At 64.1% G+C, this 17,212-nt stretch carries 16 protein-coding genes; 9 read left to right on the forward strand and 7 right to left on the reverse strand.

Annotated elements, in window-relative coordinates; genetic code table 11:
- Positions 1-30: 30 nt before the first annotated feature.
- Positions 31-846, reverse strand: coding sequence for a helix-turn-helix transcriptional regulator (locus U5A52_RS17975; RefSeq protein ID WP_321935672.1), 816 nt, complete (start codon positions 844-846; stop codon positions 31-33).
- A 116-nt stretch (positions 847-962) separates the two neighbouring features.
- Between U5A52_RS17975 and U5A52_RS17980 the strand changes: the two genes are divergently transcribed.
- Positions 963-1,913 carry a DMT family transporter gene (locus U5A52_RS17980; RefSeq protein WP_321935673.1) on the forward strand — a complete coding sequence of 317 codons (951 nt, stop codon included), beginning with the start codon at positions 963-965 and terminating at the stop codon, positions 1,911-1,913.
- 14 nt (positions 1,914-1,927) lie between these two features.
- Here U5A52_RS17980 and U5A52_RS17985 read toward each other — a convergent pair whose 3' ends face one another.
- Both U5A52_RS17985 and U5A52_RS17990 read right to left on the reverse strand, forming a co-directional pair.
- Positions 1,928-2,926 carry a fatty acid desaturase gene (locus U5A52_RS17985; RefSeq protein ID WP_321910725.1) on the reverse strand — a complete coding sequence of 333 codons (999 nt, stop codon included), beginning with the start codon at positions 2,924-2,926 and terminating at the stop codon, positions 1,928-1,930.
- A gap of 43 nt (positions 2,927-2,969) precedes the next feature.
- The gene (locus tag U5A52_RS17990; RefSeq protein ID WP_415774022.1) at positions 2,970-4,007 is read right to left on the reverse strand and encodes a sugar ABC transporter substrate-binding protein; all 1,038 of its coding nucleotides are present in this window, start codon (positions 4,005-4,007) and stop codon (positions 2,970-2,972) included.
- Between the two features lie 156 nt (positions 4,008-4,163).
- Between U5A52_RS17990 and U5A52_RS17995 the strand changes: the two genes are divergently transcribed.
- Positions 4,164-5,198 (forward strand): LacI family DNA-binding transcriptional regulator, encoded by a 1,035-nt coding sequence (locus tag U5A52_RS17995; protein WP_321935674.1) that lies wholly within the window; start codon positions 4,164-4,166, stop codon positions 5,196-5,198.
- A 100-nt stretch (positions 5,199-5,298) separates the two neighbouring features.
- Positions 5,299-5,886, forward strand: a complete 588-nt coding sequence (locus U5A52_RS18000) for a flavin reductase family protein (RefSeq protein WP_321935675.1) — start codon at positions 5,299-5,301, stop codon at positions 5,884-5,886.
- A gap of 14 nt (positions 5,887-5,900) precedes the next feature.
- Here U5A52_RS18000 and U5A52_RS18005 read toward each other — a convergent pair whose 3' ends face one another.
- A complete protein-coding gene (locus U5A52_RS18005) occupies positions 5,901-7,196 on the reverse strand; it encodes an MFS transporter (RefSeq protein WP_321910719.1) in 1,296 nt (431 codons plus the stop codon).
- 48 nt (positions 7,197-7,244) lie between these two features.
- On the reverse strand, positions 7,245-8,048 hold the full coding sequence (locus tag U5A52_RS18010; protein ID WP_321935818.1) for a putative hydro-lyase: 804 nt from the start codon (positions 8,046-8,048) through the stop codon (positions 7,245-7,247).
- A 127-nt stretch (positions 8,049-8,175) separates the two neighbouring features.
- On the opposite strand from U5A52_RS18010, the gene U5A52_RS18015 reads away from it, so the two are divergent.
- From U5A52_RS18015 to U5A52_RS18030, 4 genes are all read left to right on the forward strand, one after another.
- Positions 8,176-9,108, forward strand: a complete 933-nt coding sequence (locus U5A52_RS18015) for a LysR family transcriptional regulator (protein WP_321910714.1) — start codon at positions 8,176-8,178, stop codon at positions 9,106-9,108.
- A gap of 134 nt (positions 9,109-9,242) precedes the next feature.
- Positions 9,243-10,259, forward strand: a complete 1,017-nt coding sequence (locus U5A52_RS18020; RefSeq protein WP_321935676.1) for an SLAC1 anion channel family protein — start codon at positions 9,243-9,245, stop codon at positions 10,257-10,259.
- Positions 10,260-10,314: 55 nt separating this feature from the next.
- Positions 10,315-10,950 carry a TetR/AcrR family transcriptional regulator gene (locus tag U5A52_RS18025; protein WP_321910708.1) on the forward strand — a complete coding sequence of 212 codons (636 nt, stop codon included), beginning with the start codon at positions 10,315-10,317 and terminating at the stop codon, positions 10,948-10,950.
- A gap of 46 nt (positions 10,951-10,996) precedes the next feature.
- Positions 10,997-11,980 carry an MDR family oxidoreductase gene (locus U5A52_RS18030; protein ID WP_321935677.1) on the forward strand — a complete coding sequence of 328 codons (984 nt, stop codon included), beginning with the start codon at positions 10,997-10,999 and terminating at the stop codon, positions 11,978-11,980.
- 27 nt (positions 11,981-12,007) lie between these two features.
- Here U5A52_RS18030 and U5A52_RS18035 read toward each other — a convergent pair whose 3' ends face one another.
- Entirely contained in the window at positions 12,008-12,904 is an 897-nt protein-coding gene (locus U5A52_RS18035) for an AraC family transcriptional regulator (RefSeq protein WP_321935678.1), read from the reverse strand.
- 204 nt (positions 12,905-13,108) lie between these two features.
- On the opposite strand from U5A52_RS18035, the gene U5A52_RS18040 reads away from it, so the two are divergent.
- Positions 13,109-13,996: an NAD(P)H-binding protein gene (locus U5A52_RS18040; RefSeq protein ID WP_321935819.1), complete on the forward strand. Its 888-nt coding sequence runs from the start codon at positions 13,109-13,111 to the stop codon at positions 13,994-13,996.
- Positions 13,997-14,068: 72 nt separating this feature from the next.
- Here U5A52_RS18040 and U5A52_RS18045 read toward each other — a convergent pair whose 3' ends face one another.
- On the reverse strand, positions 14,069-15,772 hold the full coding sequence (locus U5A52_RS18045; protein WP_321935679.1) for a hypothetical protein: 1,704 nt from the start codon (positions 15,770-15,772) through the stop codon (positions 14,069-14,071).
- A 344-nt stretch (positions 15,773-16,116) separates the two neighbouring features.
- On the opposite strand from U5A52_RS18045, the gene pstS reads away from it, so the two are divergent.
- Positions 16,117-17,154 (forward strand): phosphate ABC transporter substrate-binding protein PstS, encoded by a 1,038-nt coding sequence (gene pstS, locus U5A52_RS18050; protein WP_415764858.1) that lies wholly within the window; start codon positions 16,117-16,119, stop codon positions 17,152-17,154.
- Positions 17,155-17,212 lie beyond the last annotated feature (58 nt).

Genomic DNA, 17,212 nt, shown 5'->3' on the forward strand with positions numbered 1-17,212 from the left:
GTCTGGTAATGGTTGCGCGCGCCCCTATGCTTAACGCGTGCGCGCCACGAACTGCCCGGGACTCGTGCCCGTCAATCGTCGGAACATTGCAATGAAAGCCGACGACGTGGCGTACCCCAAATCCAGCGCCACGGCCTCCACGCTGCGCCCCGCGTGCAGCATGGGCAGCGCGTTCACGAGCCGGATGCGCTGGCGCCACTCCGTCAACGACATGCCCAGCTCGTTTTGCGCGCGGCGCATGAGCGTGCGCTCGCTCATGTGAAACGCATCGGCCAGCTCGGCGAGCGAGCGATTGTCGGCGGGATTCTGGCGCAGCACCTGGAGGATCGCGTTGAGATCGGCGTCGTCGGTGTGCGGCACGAAGCTGCCCGTGGTCGCGCAGGTCGAAAGCTGATCCACGAGCACGCGCAACAGACGCGCGCGCGGCGCTTCCCCCTCTTCTTCCACCGGCGTCACGCGCAGATGCTCGAGAATCGCGCGCACGAGCGGCGACACCATCACCGCGCAGCTCGTTGCCGGCATGCGCGTACACAGGTCGCGGCTGATGTACACCGAGCAATGCACCGTCTCCTGCTCGTTGAAGCCCACGTGTTCCGTGCCCGGCGCGATCCAGAGCCCGAGATGCGGCGGCGTGATGTAGTGCTCGTCGCCCGCCTTCACCTCGGTCGTGCCGCTGAACGCGTAGACGAACTCGCCCCACGGGTGGCACATCTGCGGATAGGTGGCGTGCGAAGGCATGTGCTCCATGCGGAAGAACACGGGCGTGGGCAGCACGTCGGTAAAGGGCGGCAGGCGCAGATGGCGCGCCGGGCGCGCACGTTCAGGCACTTTGGGCAGGTTGGGCATGGCGGTCTGGGGCTATCGATTGTCAGTTTTGCGCTATATGCGCGCATCCCGACGCATCAATACTACGCCCACTGCCAACAAACTTCAGCCGAATCCTTCAAGTCAGCGAGTCCGCAATGAGAAAGCAAGTCGACGCAACGGCCGTGGCCATCATGGTGGCGCTATGCCTCGCATGGGGTCTGCAGCAGGCCGCGATCAAGGCGGTGGCCGGGGAGATCCCGCCCATGCTGCAGATCGGGCTGCGCTCGGGCGTGGCGGCGGCGCTCGTGTGGCTCTTCAACCGGCTCGTTTCGCGCGAGCGCTGGCTGCCGGGCGTGGCGCGCGGCGCCGGGCTCGTCACGGGCGGCCTGTTCGCGCTCGAATTCGTGTTCGTGGCCATGGGCCTGCGCTGGACCAATGCCTCGCACATGGCCGTGTTTCTTTATACCGCGCCGATGTTCGCGGCCATCGGCCTGCATGTGCGCCTGCCCGACGAGCGCCTCGCGCGCCTGCAATGGGTCGGCATTGCGATCGCCTTCGCGGGCATCGCCATCACGTTCCTCGGACCCGCGCTACTGGGCGACGGCACACCGGGGTCGCCGTTGTGGCTGCTCGGCGACTTCATGGGCCTGTGCGCGGGCGCGGCGTGGGGGCTCACCACCGTTGTCGTGCGCACGAGCCGCCTGAGCGAGGCGCCCGCCACGCAAACGCTCTTCTATCAACTGGCGGGCGCTTTCGTCGTGCTGATGCCGTTCGCGTTTCTGACCGGCCAGGCGCATTTTCGGGGCACGCCGCTCGCCTTGGCCTCCCTCGCGTTCCAGACGCTGCTCGTCTCGTTCGTCAGCTATCTCGTGTGGTTCTGGCTGCTGCGCCGCTATCTGGCCGCGCGCCTCGGCATTCTCTCGTTCATGACGCCGCTGTTCGGCGTGGCGTTCGGCGTCGTGCTGCTGCACGAGCGCGTGGAGCCCGCGTTCCTCTTTGGCTCGGCGCTCGTGCTGGTGGGTCTGCTGGTGGTGAACGCGCAAAGCTGGGTCCGCCAGGCATTCGGCCGCCGCGCCGCCAACGCGCGCGGCGCGCAGGCTTCCTGAGCGGAAGTCGTACGCTACGCCACCGCGTCGCCGCGCTTGCCCATCGGCAGTTCGCGCACGACCACATACTCCGGATCGCGCTGCTGGCGCGCGAAGATCCCAAGAATCTCGCGCCACGCTGGCCACAGTCCCGCGTAGGGCTTCGGCATTTGCGAAGCTACCGCAGCATGAAAACCGGGCAGCGCGTGAAACGGCACGCTCGGAAACATGTGATGCTCGATGTGATAGTTCATGTTCCAGTAGAGAAGGCGCACCACGGGATTGAGCAGCACCGTGCGGCTCGACACGCGGTGATCGAGCACATTCTCCTTGAGCCCCGTGTGCTGCGTGAGCGCGCACAGCTCATGCAGCCAGGTGCCATAGGCACGCGAAACGAACAGGAACAGGACTGGCAGCCCGCTATGCGCGAGCAGCGCCCACGCGAACACGGCCACGTAGCACGCGAGCAGCACGCGTGAATTCGCGCACATCTTGCGGTACTCGGCTGGCGGCACCACGTCTTTCGCGCCCTTCGTCACGATGCCGAAGCTGTGCAGCACGATCGCGCCGAGAAACTGGATGCCATGCGAAATGCGCAAGAAATCCGTCACGAGCTTCACGTAACTGAGCGGCCGCTTGAACGCCAGTTCGGGGTCCTGATAAGGTTCGGCGGTCAGATGCGTGAAGGTGTGGTGCCGCGCATGCAGCCAGCGGCTGTACACCTGTTCGCGCCACGACATGAAGCAAATGATCCAGTAGGCGGTCTCGTTCATCCAGCGCGTCTTGAACGCGGTCCCGTGCCCCAGCTCGTGCGCGGCGGCCTCGCTGAACGCGAACACCGTGCCGTACAGGAAGAAGGCGGGAATCGCCCAGGCCGTGCCGAGCGAATACCACGCGAGCGCGCCGGTCGCCACGACGAGCGCGAGGAAGCCGCCCACCTGAATCAGCCCCCGCGCGTTGGTGCGCGTGGAAAATGCCTTGAGACGCTTGCGGTCGATTTCCACCCGGTACCACGCATTCATGTCGATGTTCATTTGCCGTGCTCCGCGCGAGAGGTTGTCTCTTTCATGCCTGCTTTCACCGGTACGAACCCGCGTACTTCTGCACGGGCGCGAGGTTGTCTCGCGTGACGAAGCTCGGACCGGAACTCACCGTCGAACCGGTATAAACCGGCTTGAGGTCGTACTTCGCGAGACGCGCCGCCACCTTCTTGTCGTCCTTGAGCGCGGCGACGATATGGGCCGGGTCAGTGGTCTTGTCGCGCACCGCAATCGCCATGGCCGCCACCGAGAGATAACCCTGAAGATAGGGCTGCTGATCGATTGCGAACTGGATCTGCCCTGCCTGAACGGCCTTGAGGATATCCGGCGAAAGATCGAACGTCGCGACATAGAGCTTGCCGGCCTTGCCCGCGTCGGTCACGCCGCGCAGCACGCCCATCGCCTGATCGGGGCCGAGCGCGAGAATCGCCTGGGTGTTGGGATGCGAGCGCAGATACGCGGCCACCTTGCTTTCGATGACAGTCGGGTCTTCGCCGCTATCCATCGTGGACTTCTTGTAGTCGGCGCCGATGGCGTCGGCAAAACCCTTGCAGCGGTCCCACAGCGCCTGGATGTCCGCACCGTGATTCACACACAGAAAGTCGTGAATGCCGGCAGCTTTCGCGCGCTCGCCCGCGGCTTTGCCCGCTTCGTATTCGGGCTGGCCGATGTGCAGGATCGCACCGAGCTTCATGCCCGCTTCCGGGCCGCCGTTGATCGTGATGACCGGAATATGCTTCGCCTTCACACCCGCGAGGCCTTTCTGGATCATCTCCTGATTCGGCACCGTGGTGATGACGCCCGCGTAGTTGCGCGCCGAGGCCTGTTCGAGAATGCGGACCATGTCGCCGGTGTCGCCCGTGGGCGGATTGCGGTAATCGACCGGCACGCCGAAGTCTTCACTCGCGTCGCGCATGCCGTTTTTCACGGTGTTCCACCACACGTTCGAATCCGAGCCGTGACTCACCATCACGAAGCGCTCGTCGGCATGCGCCGCATTCGCCGCGAATCCGCTACAGAGCGCCATTGCCGCGAGCGCGGCCGCGCACATGCGGCCCACGCGAAATCTCGTCATGTTCATGGGGTGTCTCCAGTTTGTGTCGTGTCGATGTCCGCGCGGACAGCCCGTTTGGATGGTTAAAATGTAGTTGAATGAATTTCCGCTCTCAAACGGATTCTTGAGGAGAATTCCTCAGAATCACTCGTCTACTGGAAAGCACGGAAAGCGCGCATGAACACGAGACGCAAACCCACGATGGAAGACGTCGCGAAGGCCTCGGGCGTGAGCTATTCCACGGTCGAGCGCGTGTTGAACGGGCGCGGCGGCGTGGCGCGCGACAAGGAAGCGCGCGTGCTCGAATGGGCGCGCAAGCTCAAGATGGATCGCGCGCTGGACGAAGTGTCCGTGCGCTGGCTGCGCGTTGCCATCGTCACGCAGCAGCCCGATTCGCCCTACTACGTCGCCTTGCGGCACGGCTTCGAGCTTGCGCAGAAGTCGTTCGAAACCTACCGCGTGATGTGTCAGCTCACGTTTTTCGACGACCTCGAACCGAAGTCGCTCGCGCGCGTAATCGAGCGCGCCGCGCAGAAGGCCGACGCCATGATCGTCGTCGCTTATGAGCATCCCGTGGTCGTGGATGCGCTCACGCGCGTGGCGCGCAAGATGCCGCTCGTCACCCTTGCGAGCGATCTGCCCGACACGGGCCGCCTTGCTTATGTGGGCATCGACAACCGCTGCGCGGGGCGCACGGCGGGCGAATTGATGGGCCGCTTTCTCGGCGAGACGGGCGGCCAGGTCCTGGTGATCGCGGGCCTGCGCACCTACCTGGGGCACGAGGAACGCGACGGCGCCTTCCGCTCGGTGCTGCGCAGCCGCTTTCCGGCTTGCGAAGTTGTCACCACGGTAGAAAGCCGCGAAGACGCCGCCTCGACCGAACGCCTCACGCGCGACGCCTTCAAGAAATACCCGGCATTACGCGGCATCTACAATCTTTCGGTTGGCGACGAAGGCATTGCGCGTGCACTCAAGGCGCTCAAGCGCGAGCACGCAACGACCCTGATCGGCCACGAACTCACGACTATCAGCCGTGCGCTGCTCGCCGAAGGCGTGATGGACGCGGTGCTCGATCAAAGCCCGTTCGTCGAGGCCGTACGCGCCGTCGAGGTGATTCTCGCGCACTACAACCGCGGCGCCGCCGCGAGCTTGCCGCTGCAAACGCCGATGTCGATTTATCTGCAGGCGAATTTACCGCCAGCAACGGCGTAATGCGCGATTCAAGCGCAAAGCGGTGACGGCCTCGCCCCGCAAGCTTCGGCTTTCTGAGGTAAAGTCGCTCGGGTTCCGACTCACAGCGAATCCAACGCCGATGGAAAACCACTCCACTTTCACGCCGGTAGCGCTCGAACACGCGAGCCGCCTCATCAACCACGGCCCCACGGTGCTCGTCACCAGCAGCGACGGCAAGCGCCACAACGTCATGGCCGCCGCATGGTCGATGCCCGTGGAATTCACGCCGCCGCGCATTGCCATCGTCATCGACAAGCGCACGTTCACGCGCGAACTGATCCATGCGAGCGGCACGTTCGGCGTGATCATTCCGGGCGCCGCCGCCATCGACCTGACCTATGCTGTGGGCAGTGTGAGCGGCCGCGAGACCGACAAGTTCGAGCGCTTCAACATCGCCGCCATTACCGGCCCGAAGCTCGGCTTGCCTTTGCTCGAAACGGGCTGCTCCGCGTGGATGGAATGCCGCCTGATTCCCGAGCGGCACACGGAAGACGCCTACGACACGTGCTTCGCCGAAGTGGTTTCAGCCGCAGCCGATCCGCGCGCCTTCCGCAATGGCCACTGGGAACTCGACAGCAGCAACGCGGACCTGCACACGATCCACCATCTGGGCGCCGGCAATTTCGTGCGCGCCAGCGACACGATCAAGGCGCGCGAACTCGCGTAAGCGCGCAAGCGTCGTCACGCCGATTCAAGCTCACGCCCACGCGTTTCAGGCAGCGTGAGCGCGGCCACGATCAGTACGCCATAGGCCGCGATCGCGAAGATGCCGATGCTCGGGCCAAGACCGAACTGCTTGGCGAGGGCGCCGATCAGAAACGGAAACAGCGCGCCGATTGCACGGCCCACGTTGTAACAGAAGCCCTGCCCCGAGCCCCGCACGCGCGTGGGAAAGAGTTCGGTGAGAAACGCGCCCATGCCCGAGAAAATGCCCGACGCGAAGAAGCCGAGTGGAAAGCCGAGCCACAGCATCGAGGCATTCGTGAGCGGCAGCGAGGTGTAGGCGAACGCAATGACCATTGAGCCCGCCGCAAAGAGGATGAAGTTCGGCTTGCGGCCGATCCGGTCGGTGAGCCAGGCGCTCGAGAGATACCCCACGTATGACCCTGCGATGATCATCGCGAGATAGCCGCCCGTGCCCATCACCGTGAGATGGCGCTCGGTCTTGAGAAACGTGGGCAGCCAGGTGGTGATGGCGTAATAGCCGCCTTGCGCCCCCGTTGCGAGCAGCGCCGCGCGCAAGGTGGTCCAGCGCAGCTTCGGTGCGAAGATTTCCGTGAAGCGCGGCGCGTCGCCCGCTTCGGCCTGTGCCGCCTTGGCGCTCCGGAATACTTCGGGTTCCTTCACATACCGGCGAATCACGAGCACGAGCAGCGCCGGAACGAGACCCACGAGGAATAGCGAGCGCCACGCCAGTTCGGCCGGCAAAACCGAGAACAGGACCGCATAGAGCAGCGCGGCGAGCCCCCAGCCGAGCGCCCAGCCCGCTTGCACGAGGCCCACGGCCTTGCCTCGATCCTTCGCGCGGATCACCTCGCCGATCAGCACGGCGCCCGCGGTCCATTCGCCGCCAAAACCGAAGCCCATCAACGCACGCGCGGCCAGCAACTGCCCGTAGTTCTGCGCGAGGCCGCACAGGCCCGTGAAGACCGCGAACCATAGCACCGTGAGCTGCAGCGTGCGCACGCGGCCAATGCGGTCGGAGAGGATGCCCGCGAGCCAGCCGCCAAGCGCCGACGAAAGCAGCGTGAGCGTGCCGATGAAGCCCGCATTGCCAAGGCTGATGCCCCAACTCGCGACCAGCGTGGGAATCACGAACGAGAGCATTTGCGTATCCATGCCGTCGAGCATGTAGCCGACCTTGCAGCTCCAGAACGCCTGACGCGCCTGCGGCGAAGCGTGCGCGTACCAGGAACGCTCCTGCGCCGAGGATAGCGCCGAGTCAGCGGCAGGCGACGCGAGTGTCTTGCTGTCCATCTGTTGCTCCTTTTGATAGACGTGCTGATGAATACGGGCGCGGCTGGCTCAGAACACCGCTAGCGATGCGTTGGTGATGTCGGTCATGAGCATGTGGCCCGGCGCGTGCGCAATCGCGAGCGGCAGCTTCGCGTCCATCAACGCCGTTTGCGGCGTCACGCCGCAGGCCCAGTACACCGGCAGTTCGCCCGCGCGGATCGTGACCGCGTCGCCGAACTCGGGCCGCGTGAGGTCCGCAATGCCCAGCTCCGCCGCATCGCCGATATGCACCGGCGCGCCGTGCACGCCTGGAAAGCGGCTCGTGATCTGCACCGCGCGTATGGCGTCGGCGCCGCGCATCGGGCGCATCGAGACAACGAGATCGCCGCCGAACACGCCCGCGCGCTGGTTTGCGCGGCGCGTGCGGTACATCGGCACATTGCGGCCCTCTTCCACGTGACGCAAAGGAATGCCTTCGAGCGCGAGCATGTGCTCGAACGAGAACGAGCAGCCAATGGCGAACACGACGAAATCGTCCTGCCAGAGCGCTTCGAGCGAATCCACGCGTTCGCTCAGTTCGCCATGGCGATACACGTTGTACGCCGGCACGTCGGTGCGGATATCGATATCGCGGCCGAGCACCGGCACACGGAAATCGCCGGGCGCGCCCACGCCAAGCAACGGACACGCCTTCGGATTCGCATGACAAAAGCGCAGAAAGTCGTGCGCGTACGGCTCGGGCAGGATCGCAAGATTGGCCTGCGCGTACTCGCCGCAATGTCCGGCCGTGGGGCCGCGAAAGTCGCGTGTGCGTACAGCAAGCCGGAATTCGTATGGGGTCATGGCTTCGGGGCGTGACTGGCGTGACTGGATTAGGCCGAAGCATAGAAAAGACAAAATATTGACGCCAACTAGTTTTTCTTCAGTCGGACGAATAGAATTTCTTAACGGAATCGCGGGTTTTCCCGAGGTTTCATCGTTACTCTCGCCCACGCGCGCCATGAATACGCGATTCCTCGAAACCTTCGTCACGCTCGCGAAGCTGCGCAGCTTTCGCACCACGGCCACGGCGCTGCACGCCACGCCCGCCGCCATTTCGCAGCGTCTCAAGGCGCTCGAAGACGAACTGCACACCGTGCTCGTCGATCGCGAGAGCCGCGAATTCCGCCTCACGCCCAATGGCGAACATCTGCTCGGCTACGCGAAAGCGGTGGTCGAGGCGACGCGCCAGTTGCAGGCCGCAGCGTCCACCGAAGGCACCATGCGAGGCAAGCTGCGCCTCGGCGTGATCGAAACGGTGGTGCATAGCTGGCTCGCCGATTACATGCGCCGGCTCAGCCAGGACTATCCGCAACTCGAAGTGGAGCTTGCTGTGGATGTGAGCGTCGTGTTGCAGCGGCGTCTCATGGCGGGCGAGCTCGACCTCATCATTCGCGTGGAGGGCAGCGACGAGGCCTCGGTGGTGTGCGACGCGCTCGCCAACTACCCCGTGCACTGGATCGCACGCGCGGGCCTCTTTCCGCCCTCGCGCAGCTCGCTCGCGCGGCGCGTGCTACAGCATCCAATCCTGACCTTCGGCCGCGGAACGGCGCCGCATCGCGCACTCGAAGACATCGTGAGCAAGCTCGCGCTCGCGAACGGGGTGAACATCTCCGACACACGCATTACCGGGTCGCCCTCGATCTCGGTGATCGTGCAGCTCGTGCGCGACGGCTTCGGTGTCGCCGCCATTCCGCGCCTCTTCGTCGACGATCTCATTGCACGCGGCGAGGTGGTCGAATTGCCGCTGCAGCCATCGCCGCCTTCGATCGTCGTCTCGATGTCGCGGCGCACCGACGCGCCGCTATTCGTGCACGGCGCGGCGAACGCCGCGCGTGCGGCGTGTCACGACTATTGCGCGCACAGCGAAAAGCGGCTGATCGAGCGGCTTTGAGTCGCGCGCCCTGGCGCTTGCATTTGCATCAGGCCGCTATGATCGCGTGTGGCGCGAAATAGCCACCCATACTTCGCACGACAAACATTTAGAAACATCCTGCGGTGCGTTTTTCGAACGGCCAGGAGCCACGCATGAGCGATAGCATCGAAACGCCGACCTCGTTTGGCAGTCCGCAGGCGAGCACGCAGACCGGACGACTCGGCTACCTGCCCGTTGCGCTGTTCGGTTCGGTCATGGGGCTCGCCGGGCTCTCTTCCGCATGGCGGCTCGCGCACCGCGTGTATGGCATGCCGCTGTGGGTCGCCCAGGCCTTCGGCGTGCTTGCGTTGCTGGCGTTCTTGTTGATCGGCTTTGGCTACGCCGTCAAATGGGTCACCGGCCCCCATGCCGTAAAGGCCGAATTCAACCACCCCATTGCCGGCAATCTCTTTGGGACCGTGTTCATCAGCCTGCTTCTGCTACCCATCCCGCTTGCCGACTTGAGCGTGCCATTCGCGCGCGCGGTGTGGATCGTCGGCACAATCGGCATGATCGTATTTGCGTGGTTCGTCATCACGCGCTGGCTCAGTCAGCGTCAGCAGCCGTCGCACGCCACGCCCGCGTGGATCGTGCCGGTCGTCGGGCTCATCGACATTCCACTCGCCACGCCGGCCATTCAGATCACGGGGGTGAATGGCGTCCTGCTGCTCGCGCTCGCGGTAGGCCTCTTTTTCGCTGTGCCGCTCTTCACGCTCATCTTTTCGCGCCTGATGTTCGAAGAGCCGATGCCCCACAATCTGCAGCCGACGCTCCTCATTCTGCTCGCGCCGTTCGCCGTGGGCTTCTCGGCCTATGTCACCGTGACGGGCGAAGTCGATCGCTTCGCCGACGCGCTCTACATGCTCACGCTGTTCCTGCTCACCGTGCTCGTGGGCCGCTTGCGTTACATCGCGATAACCTGCCCTTTCCGGCTCTCGTGGTGGGCCGTGAGTTTTCCGCTTGCGGGCTCCGTGAGTTGCGCCGAACGCTACGCCGACCATGCGCCGGGCCCCGTCACGCATGGCATCGCGATCTTCTTGCTCGCAACGGTCACGCCGCTGCTGCTCCTGTTGGCCGCCCGCACGTTGTGGGGCGTGCTGCGCGGAGAACTCGAAGCACTGGCCCACTAGCGAGCCAGCACGACCGCGCTTGAATTTTATAGACGATCGGTCTAATATCGTCGGCATGGAACCGACCATCGACAAACCGCGCCGCGGCAGGCCGCCGAAAGACCCGCGCGCGCATGCCGACACACGCGCAACGCTCATTCGCGCGGGCATGGAAATGCTGACCGAACAGAGCTTCGCGGCCACGGGGCTGGACGCCGTACTCAAGCGCGTGAACATTCCCAAGGGCTCGTTCTACCATTACTTCGAGAGCAAGGAAGCGTTCGGGCGCGAATTGATGAGCGCGTACGACACGTATTTCTGCGCGAAGCTCGACCGCTGGCTGCAGGACGACACGCGCCCCGCTTTGGAGCGCCTTGGCGCCTTTGTCGAAGACGCCAGCAAAGGCATGGCCCGCCACCACTACACGCGCGGCTGCCTCGTCGGCAATCTCGGCGTGGAGGTGGACATCCTGCCCGACGACTTTCGCGAAACGCTCGAACGCATTCTGCAGGGCTGGCAGGCGCGTATCGTGGCGTGCCTGCGCGAGGCCCAGCGCGAAGGGGTGCTCGCGAAGCGAATCGACCTGACTTCCCTCGCCGCTTTCTTCTGGATTGGCTGGGAAGGCGCCGTGCTGAGAGCGCGACTCGTGCGCAGCGCGGCTCCCCTCGACACCTTCTTCAAAGGCTTCATCGCCGGCTTGCCTCGCGCGTGAGCCGAGACAACGCCAACCATTCACCGTTTCAGGAGCAGGACGCATCATGTTCAAGGTCATTCTCATTGATAAGGAATCCGGATCGTATGAGGCACGCATTGCCGAGCTAGACGACGCACGTTTGCCGGAAGGCGACGTGCTCGTCGATGTCGGCTACAGCACACTGAACTACAAGGATGGCCTCGCGATCACCGGCAAAGGCCCGGTCGTGCGCAGCTTTCCCATGGTTCCGGGCATCGATTTCGCCGGCACGGTCGCGCACAGCGCCAACCCTGCCTATGCGGTGGGCGACGCGGTCGTGCTCAACGGCTGGGGCGTTGGCGAACAGCACTGGGGCGGGCTCGCGCAAAAGGCGCGCGTTAAGGGCGATTGGCTCATTCCGCTTCCGCCGGGGTTCACGCCGCGCCAAACGATGGCAGTCGGCACGGCCGGATACACGGCCATGCTGTGTATTCTCGCGCTCGAACGGCACGGCATCACACCCTCGCATGGTGAGGTGCTCGTCACCGGCGCGAGCGGCGGCGTAGGCAGCTTTGCCATTGCGATGCTCACGCGCCGAGGCTATCGCGTGGCGGCCTCGACCGGCAGGCCGCAAGAGGCGGAGTATTTGAAACAGCTCGGCGCCGTCGAAATCATCGACCGTGCCTCGCTATCGGAGCCGGGCCGCCCGCTGCAAAAAGAACGCTGGGCGGCCGCGATCGATTCGGTGGGCGGCCACACGCTGGCGAACGTGTGCGCGAGCTTGCGCGCAGACGGCGCAGTGGCCGCTTGCGGCCTTGCACAAGGCATGGATTTCCCGGCCACGGTCGCGCCATTCATTCTGCGCGGCGTGAGCCTGCTCGGCATCAATAGTGTGACGCGTCCGTTCGCGGAGCGGCGGCAAGCGTGGCATGCGTTGGGAGAAACGCTCGACCTCAAGCAGCTCGATACGATTACGCATGAAATCGGTCTGGCCGAAGCCATTCCGGCCGCAAGCGAACTGCTCGCCGGGCGTGTGCGCGGGCGGCTCGTAGTCGACGTCAAGCGCTAACAGGCGCAGCAGCGGCGATTCAACGCTTCATGATTTCGCCGCTTTCGCGAACCAACCAGTCACGCGCCCCTTCGCGAACGCGCGCGGCGTGACGCCGAGAAGCCGCGTCATCCAGTGCGCCATATGGCTTTGATGCGCAAACCCCGCTTCGAGCGCCACCTGGCTCAGGCTGAGTTTGCCTTCGATAAGGAGCGCCCTCGCCCGCTCCACGCGCCGCCGCACGACATATTGATGCACCGGCATGCCCAGCGTCTCGCGAAACAGCGCCTTGAAATGCGGCACGCTCAAGTCGACTAGCGCGGCAAGTTCGCCGAGCGTGAGGCGCTGATCGAGATGGCTCTCGATGTAATCGGTCACGCGCGCCGCTTTATGTGCCGCCAGCACGGCGGCCCGGCCTTGAGGTGCATCCGCGCCACTGAGCAGCCGTACGACCATTGCGGTGGAAATGCTCTCGGCGAACAGCGGGTCGCAAGCGGTGCCCGCTTCGATCTCGGCCAGCAGCGCTCCCGCCAGCGCATTGATACGTGGATCGCGCAACTGGAGATGCGGCCGGATCTCGCGCTGCCCCCACGGGTTCTCCATCTGCTGCGCAATCGATCTCACGAAACGGTCGTCGAACCATACGCGCAGAATCGTGCAATCGCCATCGTCCGTCCATTCGCCTTCAACCCCGGCCGGCACCACATCGGCGTCGCCGTGCGCCTGGAGCCGCGATTGCCGGCGGCCGTCGCACGCACATCTCGCACGCACCGGCGTGCCGATATGGATGCCGACGCGGTGATACGTCATCGCGGGAAGGCGATGCTGCCCCGCACTCACACGCAGCAGTTCGGCACCGCCGCCATGCCAGCCCAACCCAACGCTCGAACGCAGGCTGATGCTGGCTCCCGCCCGCTGGTTCGAATCTGCAGTCACTGCGCTCATGACATTCCTTTTCGACGCTCAAGCCGTGCGGGAAATCGTGTGATGTTCGCGGCCAGTTTACTGGATTACGGCAACGCTCGCGCACCGTGCAATGGCGGACGTATTCAATCATCCGTTTCTGCGCAACGCCATCCTTTCCTGCGCGCCACAGTGCGTTGGTTTTCCTACGATGACGCAGACCTCGCAAACCAGGAGAAAGCGATTATGTTCGTGATTTTTGGAGCATCGGGAAAGGCCGGGCGCGTCACCGCTGCCGCGTTGCGCCGTGCGGGCAAGCCGGTACGCGCCGTGGTGCGCCAAGCACGCCAGGGTGAGAGTCTCGCGGCGCTGGGCTGCGAAATCGCGCTCGCCGATCTCACCGACCCGCACTCGGTCGCGGCCGCGATCAAGGGCGCACATGCCGTGCAGTTGTTATGCCCCGTTCCATCCGGTGATACGGATCCCGAAACAACCATGCGCGCGATGATCGACGTCGCCACCGACGCCTTGCGCGAAAATCCGCCCGCCGCGCTACTCGCCATTTCCGACTATGGTGCGGAACTGCCGTTGAATACGGGTATTACGCGGCTGTATCACTACCTGGAAAAGCGGCTGAAGCCCGTTGCAACGCAACTCACGCTGCTGCGCTCAGCGGAACATATGCAGAACTGGGCGGCGTTCATTCCCGGCGCGCTTGCCAGCGGTACGCTGCCAAGCCTCCATCTGCCTTTGGAGCACCGCTTTCCCTCGGTGGCCGCACAGGACGTCGGCGCAGCGAGCGCCGAGTTGCTGCTCGATTCGCAGCAGTCGGACACGGCGCGAATTGTGAGCATCGAGGGACCGCAGAGAATCAGTGTTAACGACATCGCGGCGGCACTCAGCGAAGCGGGCGGTCGCACGATCACGCCTCATGCGCTGCCGCGCGAATCGTGGACGCCTATGCTGCTCAAGGCCGGACTCAGCGAGAATCACGCGCGGCTCATCACCGACCTTTACGACGTCTACAACACCGGCCGCATCGATGTGGAAGCGAGCCGCAGCGAGCGGCGTTTCGGCACGACCGCATTACCAGACGTGCTCGGCCCGCTCGTTGCGAAATTCAACCGCCAATAATACGCACGCCGCGATGAAAAAAACGGCCAGCCGCCGTACACGCCTGGCCGTTCCCGCTTGACTACGCGGCGATCAGAACCACTTGCCGAACGGGCCGCCCGGCGCCAGCGACACGCCACGCAGCACTTCGCCGAAGCCCGCATTGCGCAGCGTCACGAAGCGCTCGTTCGCAGCACTTGTCGCCGTGCTGTTGCGCAGCACGTCGCGCACGGCGACGAGGCGATTCGGGTCCGCGCCCTGGTCGCCGTTGCCGCTCACCGTCGAGGTGATGGCCCAGATCGTGACCGTGCCGTCCTGCTCGACGTGGCCCGTGATGTTACGCAAGCCGTCGGTGGCGGGCGACCACGGCAGGTTGGTCGCGCTGTTCGTGCCGACCGGATAGCCTGCCACGGTGTACGACGTACCCAGGTTCAGGCCGTTCTGGAGCGTGTATGCGAGCTTCCACGATTTCGTGCCCGCGTTGTACACCCATTTTTGCAGGCCCGCAGTGGTCTGCTGCGCCGCATGCGTGTACAGGTCCGTGCCACCCGCATAGCCGTCGCCCTCGTCGGCGACATAAAGCGTATTCGCGTCGGCGAACCACAGCCCGAAGGGGTACGAAAGCGTCGTTGCCGACTTGTTCGGCGTGGCCGGGAAGCCCGCGAGCACGCATACATTGCTCGGCAAGCCGCTGGTCGTCAACGTGGACGCGTCGTACGCGAGCGGGTTGGTGGGCAGTTTCGCGCCCGCCACCGGCACGCCTACCCCGCTCGTGGGACACGCCTTGCCCGTGGTGTCGACGAAGTACACCGTGTTCACGCCGTTGCTGCCGCTGCCCTTCGTGAAGTACACCACGTTGTTGAAGACGGTAAGGCCGCGGTAGTTGTCGTCCTTGCCGACCTTGTCGGCCTTCGCACCGAGCTGCGTGACCGAAAAACTCGCGAGCGGCGTGGGCGTGCCAGGCGTTTGCTGCGCTTCGTGCTGGTGCGTCGCTTCGATGAACTGCGAACCCGCGCCAAGAATCACGCCTGCCGGCTGCGGATTCGCGCCGTTGCCTGCATTGCCCACCGTGTAGTAAAAGCCGTTGCCTTCGCCATTGCCGTTGCCGTTGTTGAGCAGCGCGCTGCGGCCGTTGTTGCCGCTGTAGGCATTAGTCTCCGTGAAGGAAAAGTGCCCTTCGGCATCGAGCCGCGCCACGGCGCGATAGAACACCTGACCGTCCGGATTCGTCGGGTCGATCGCGCCAGGCGTATTCGAGTTCGATACGTCGATCGCGTTGACCGGCGCAACGTAGCCCATGAAAGTCAGGTAGCGGCCGTCGCTCGAGAGGTTGAGCGCGAGTTCGGACTTTGAGCTGAAGCTCGTCACGAGCTGGTCGTGATCATGGCCCGGATGCAGGCTGTTGGGCACTTCCAGCGTGCGGACGACCTGGCCTCCCGGCGTGATGGTGTCGAGGAAAATGCGCGACGTGATACCAAAGCTCGGATCGTAAAGCACGTTGTTCCAGACTGCCGGGTAGGTGCCGTCACTCGGCGCGCCGCCCGTGGGGCAGCTCGCCTGCGCGCTATTGCAACTGGGCGGCAGCGTCATACCGGCGGTGACGTTGCTCGACACATTGTCGTACACACTGCGGCTCACGACGAGCAAGCCCGAACCACCGAAAAACGCGTCCGTATTTTGCGTGGCTGCGGCGGCTCCTGCACTGGTACAGACCAAGGCAGCGGCAATGGCAAGACGCGAAGGACGTGCGGCAAAGCAGGCGCCGCACAAGGCTGAGCGAAGGGTATGGATGGCCATCTGTAGCGTCTCCGAAAGGAATTACAAGCATTTTGTCAAGACGAACTCGGGGTCAATCCCGCTTACCGTAGCGAAATATTGTGAAAGATTCGTTGCAGTGTTTCCGCTTCGCCCATGCGATTTCCTCTGCGGAAACCGGTCTCTTCAGCCAGGCTTCAGCGTAGATCACATAGTTTGTTATCCTCATCATCTAGCGAATCGCGCGTGCAACGCTTCGTCAAAAACCGCGGCACGATAGCAGGATTCAATTTGAATCCTGCCTGTCATCATCCTGTAATTGACTCTACGCGGACGCGATCAGACATCCGCGAAGCCCCGCAGAACATGAATAACGGGAGAGGCTAGTGAGACCATTGCGCCCCCTGATTGCCGCGCTCATTTGCGGTGTTTGTGCGCTGACGTGCCGCGCGCAAGATGTGACTGGCTGCGGCAGCACGCTCGCCGCCCCCCTCTACACCCACTGGGCTACCGACTACCAGAAGTCCGGTGGCGGCAAGGTGATCTATCACAGCACTGGCTCGACAGACGGCCTCAAGCAGATCGTCGCGCACACGGTCGACTTCGCCGGTTCCGACGCCCCGCTCACGAGCGAGGAATTGAGCAAGGAAGGATTGCGGCAGTTTCCCACCGCGATCGGCGGCGTGGTTCCCGTCGTGAATCTTCCAGGCATCAAGGCCGGGCAGTTGATGCTGACCGGCGAGGTGCTGGGCCAGATCTTTCTCGGCAAGATCCTGTATTGGGACGACCCGGCGATTGCGCGGCTCAATCCGAATCTGAAGATGCCCGACACGCCAATCGCTGTCGTACGGCGCCTGGATGGTTCGGGCACGACGCTGATCTGGACGCACTATCTCTCGCAGGTGAGCCCCGAATGGAAACACAAGGTTGGCGAAGGCACCAGCGTTCACTGGCCCCTGGGAATAGGCGGCAAGGGCAATGAGGGCGTTGCCACGTTCGTCGGCTATCTGCCCGGGGCGATAGGCTATATCGCCTGGGACTTTACGAAGCAGAATCATCTGACCTACACGGCCATGACCAACGCGGCGGGCACGGTCGTGGAGCCGGGCGTCCAGACATTCAGCGCGGCTGCTGCGAATGCGGACTGGTCGAGCTCGCTCTTTCAGGTGCTGACCAATCAGCCGGGTAAGGACGCATGGCCCGTAATGGGCGCGACCTATGTGCTGCTGCAGGCAACGCCGGACCATGCGGCGCGTAGCGCCGAAACGTTGAAGTTCTTCGATTGGGCGTTCACGCACGGCGCGCCGACGATCCAGGCGCTGGACTATATTCCGCTGCCCGCGGTAGTCGTGGCAAAAATCCGCGCGCAATGGCACGGAGATAAAAGCGACGACGTCGCAAATAAAGCGGTTGCCGTGCAATAACTTCCACGTCAGTGCACGAGTGTTCTCACGCCAGGCGCCTTTGCGCCAGGGAGGCGTT

It is taken from the genome of Paraburkholderia sp. J8-2 (assembly GCF_905220195.1).
Taxonomy (GTDB): Bacteria; Pseudomonadota; Gammaproteobacteria; order Burkholderiales; family Burkholderiaceae; genus Paraburkholderia.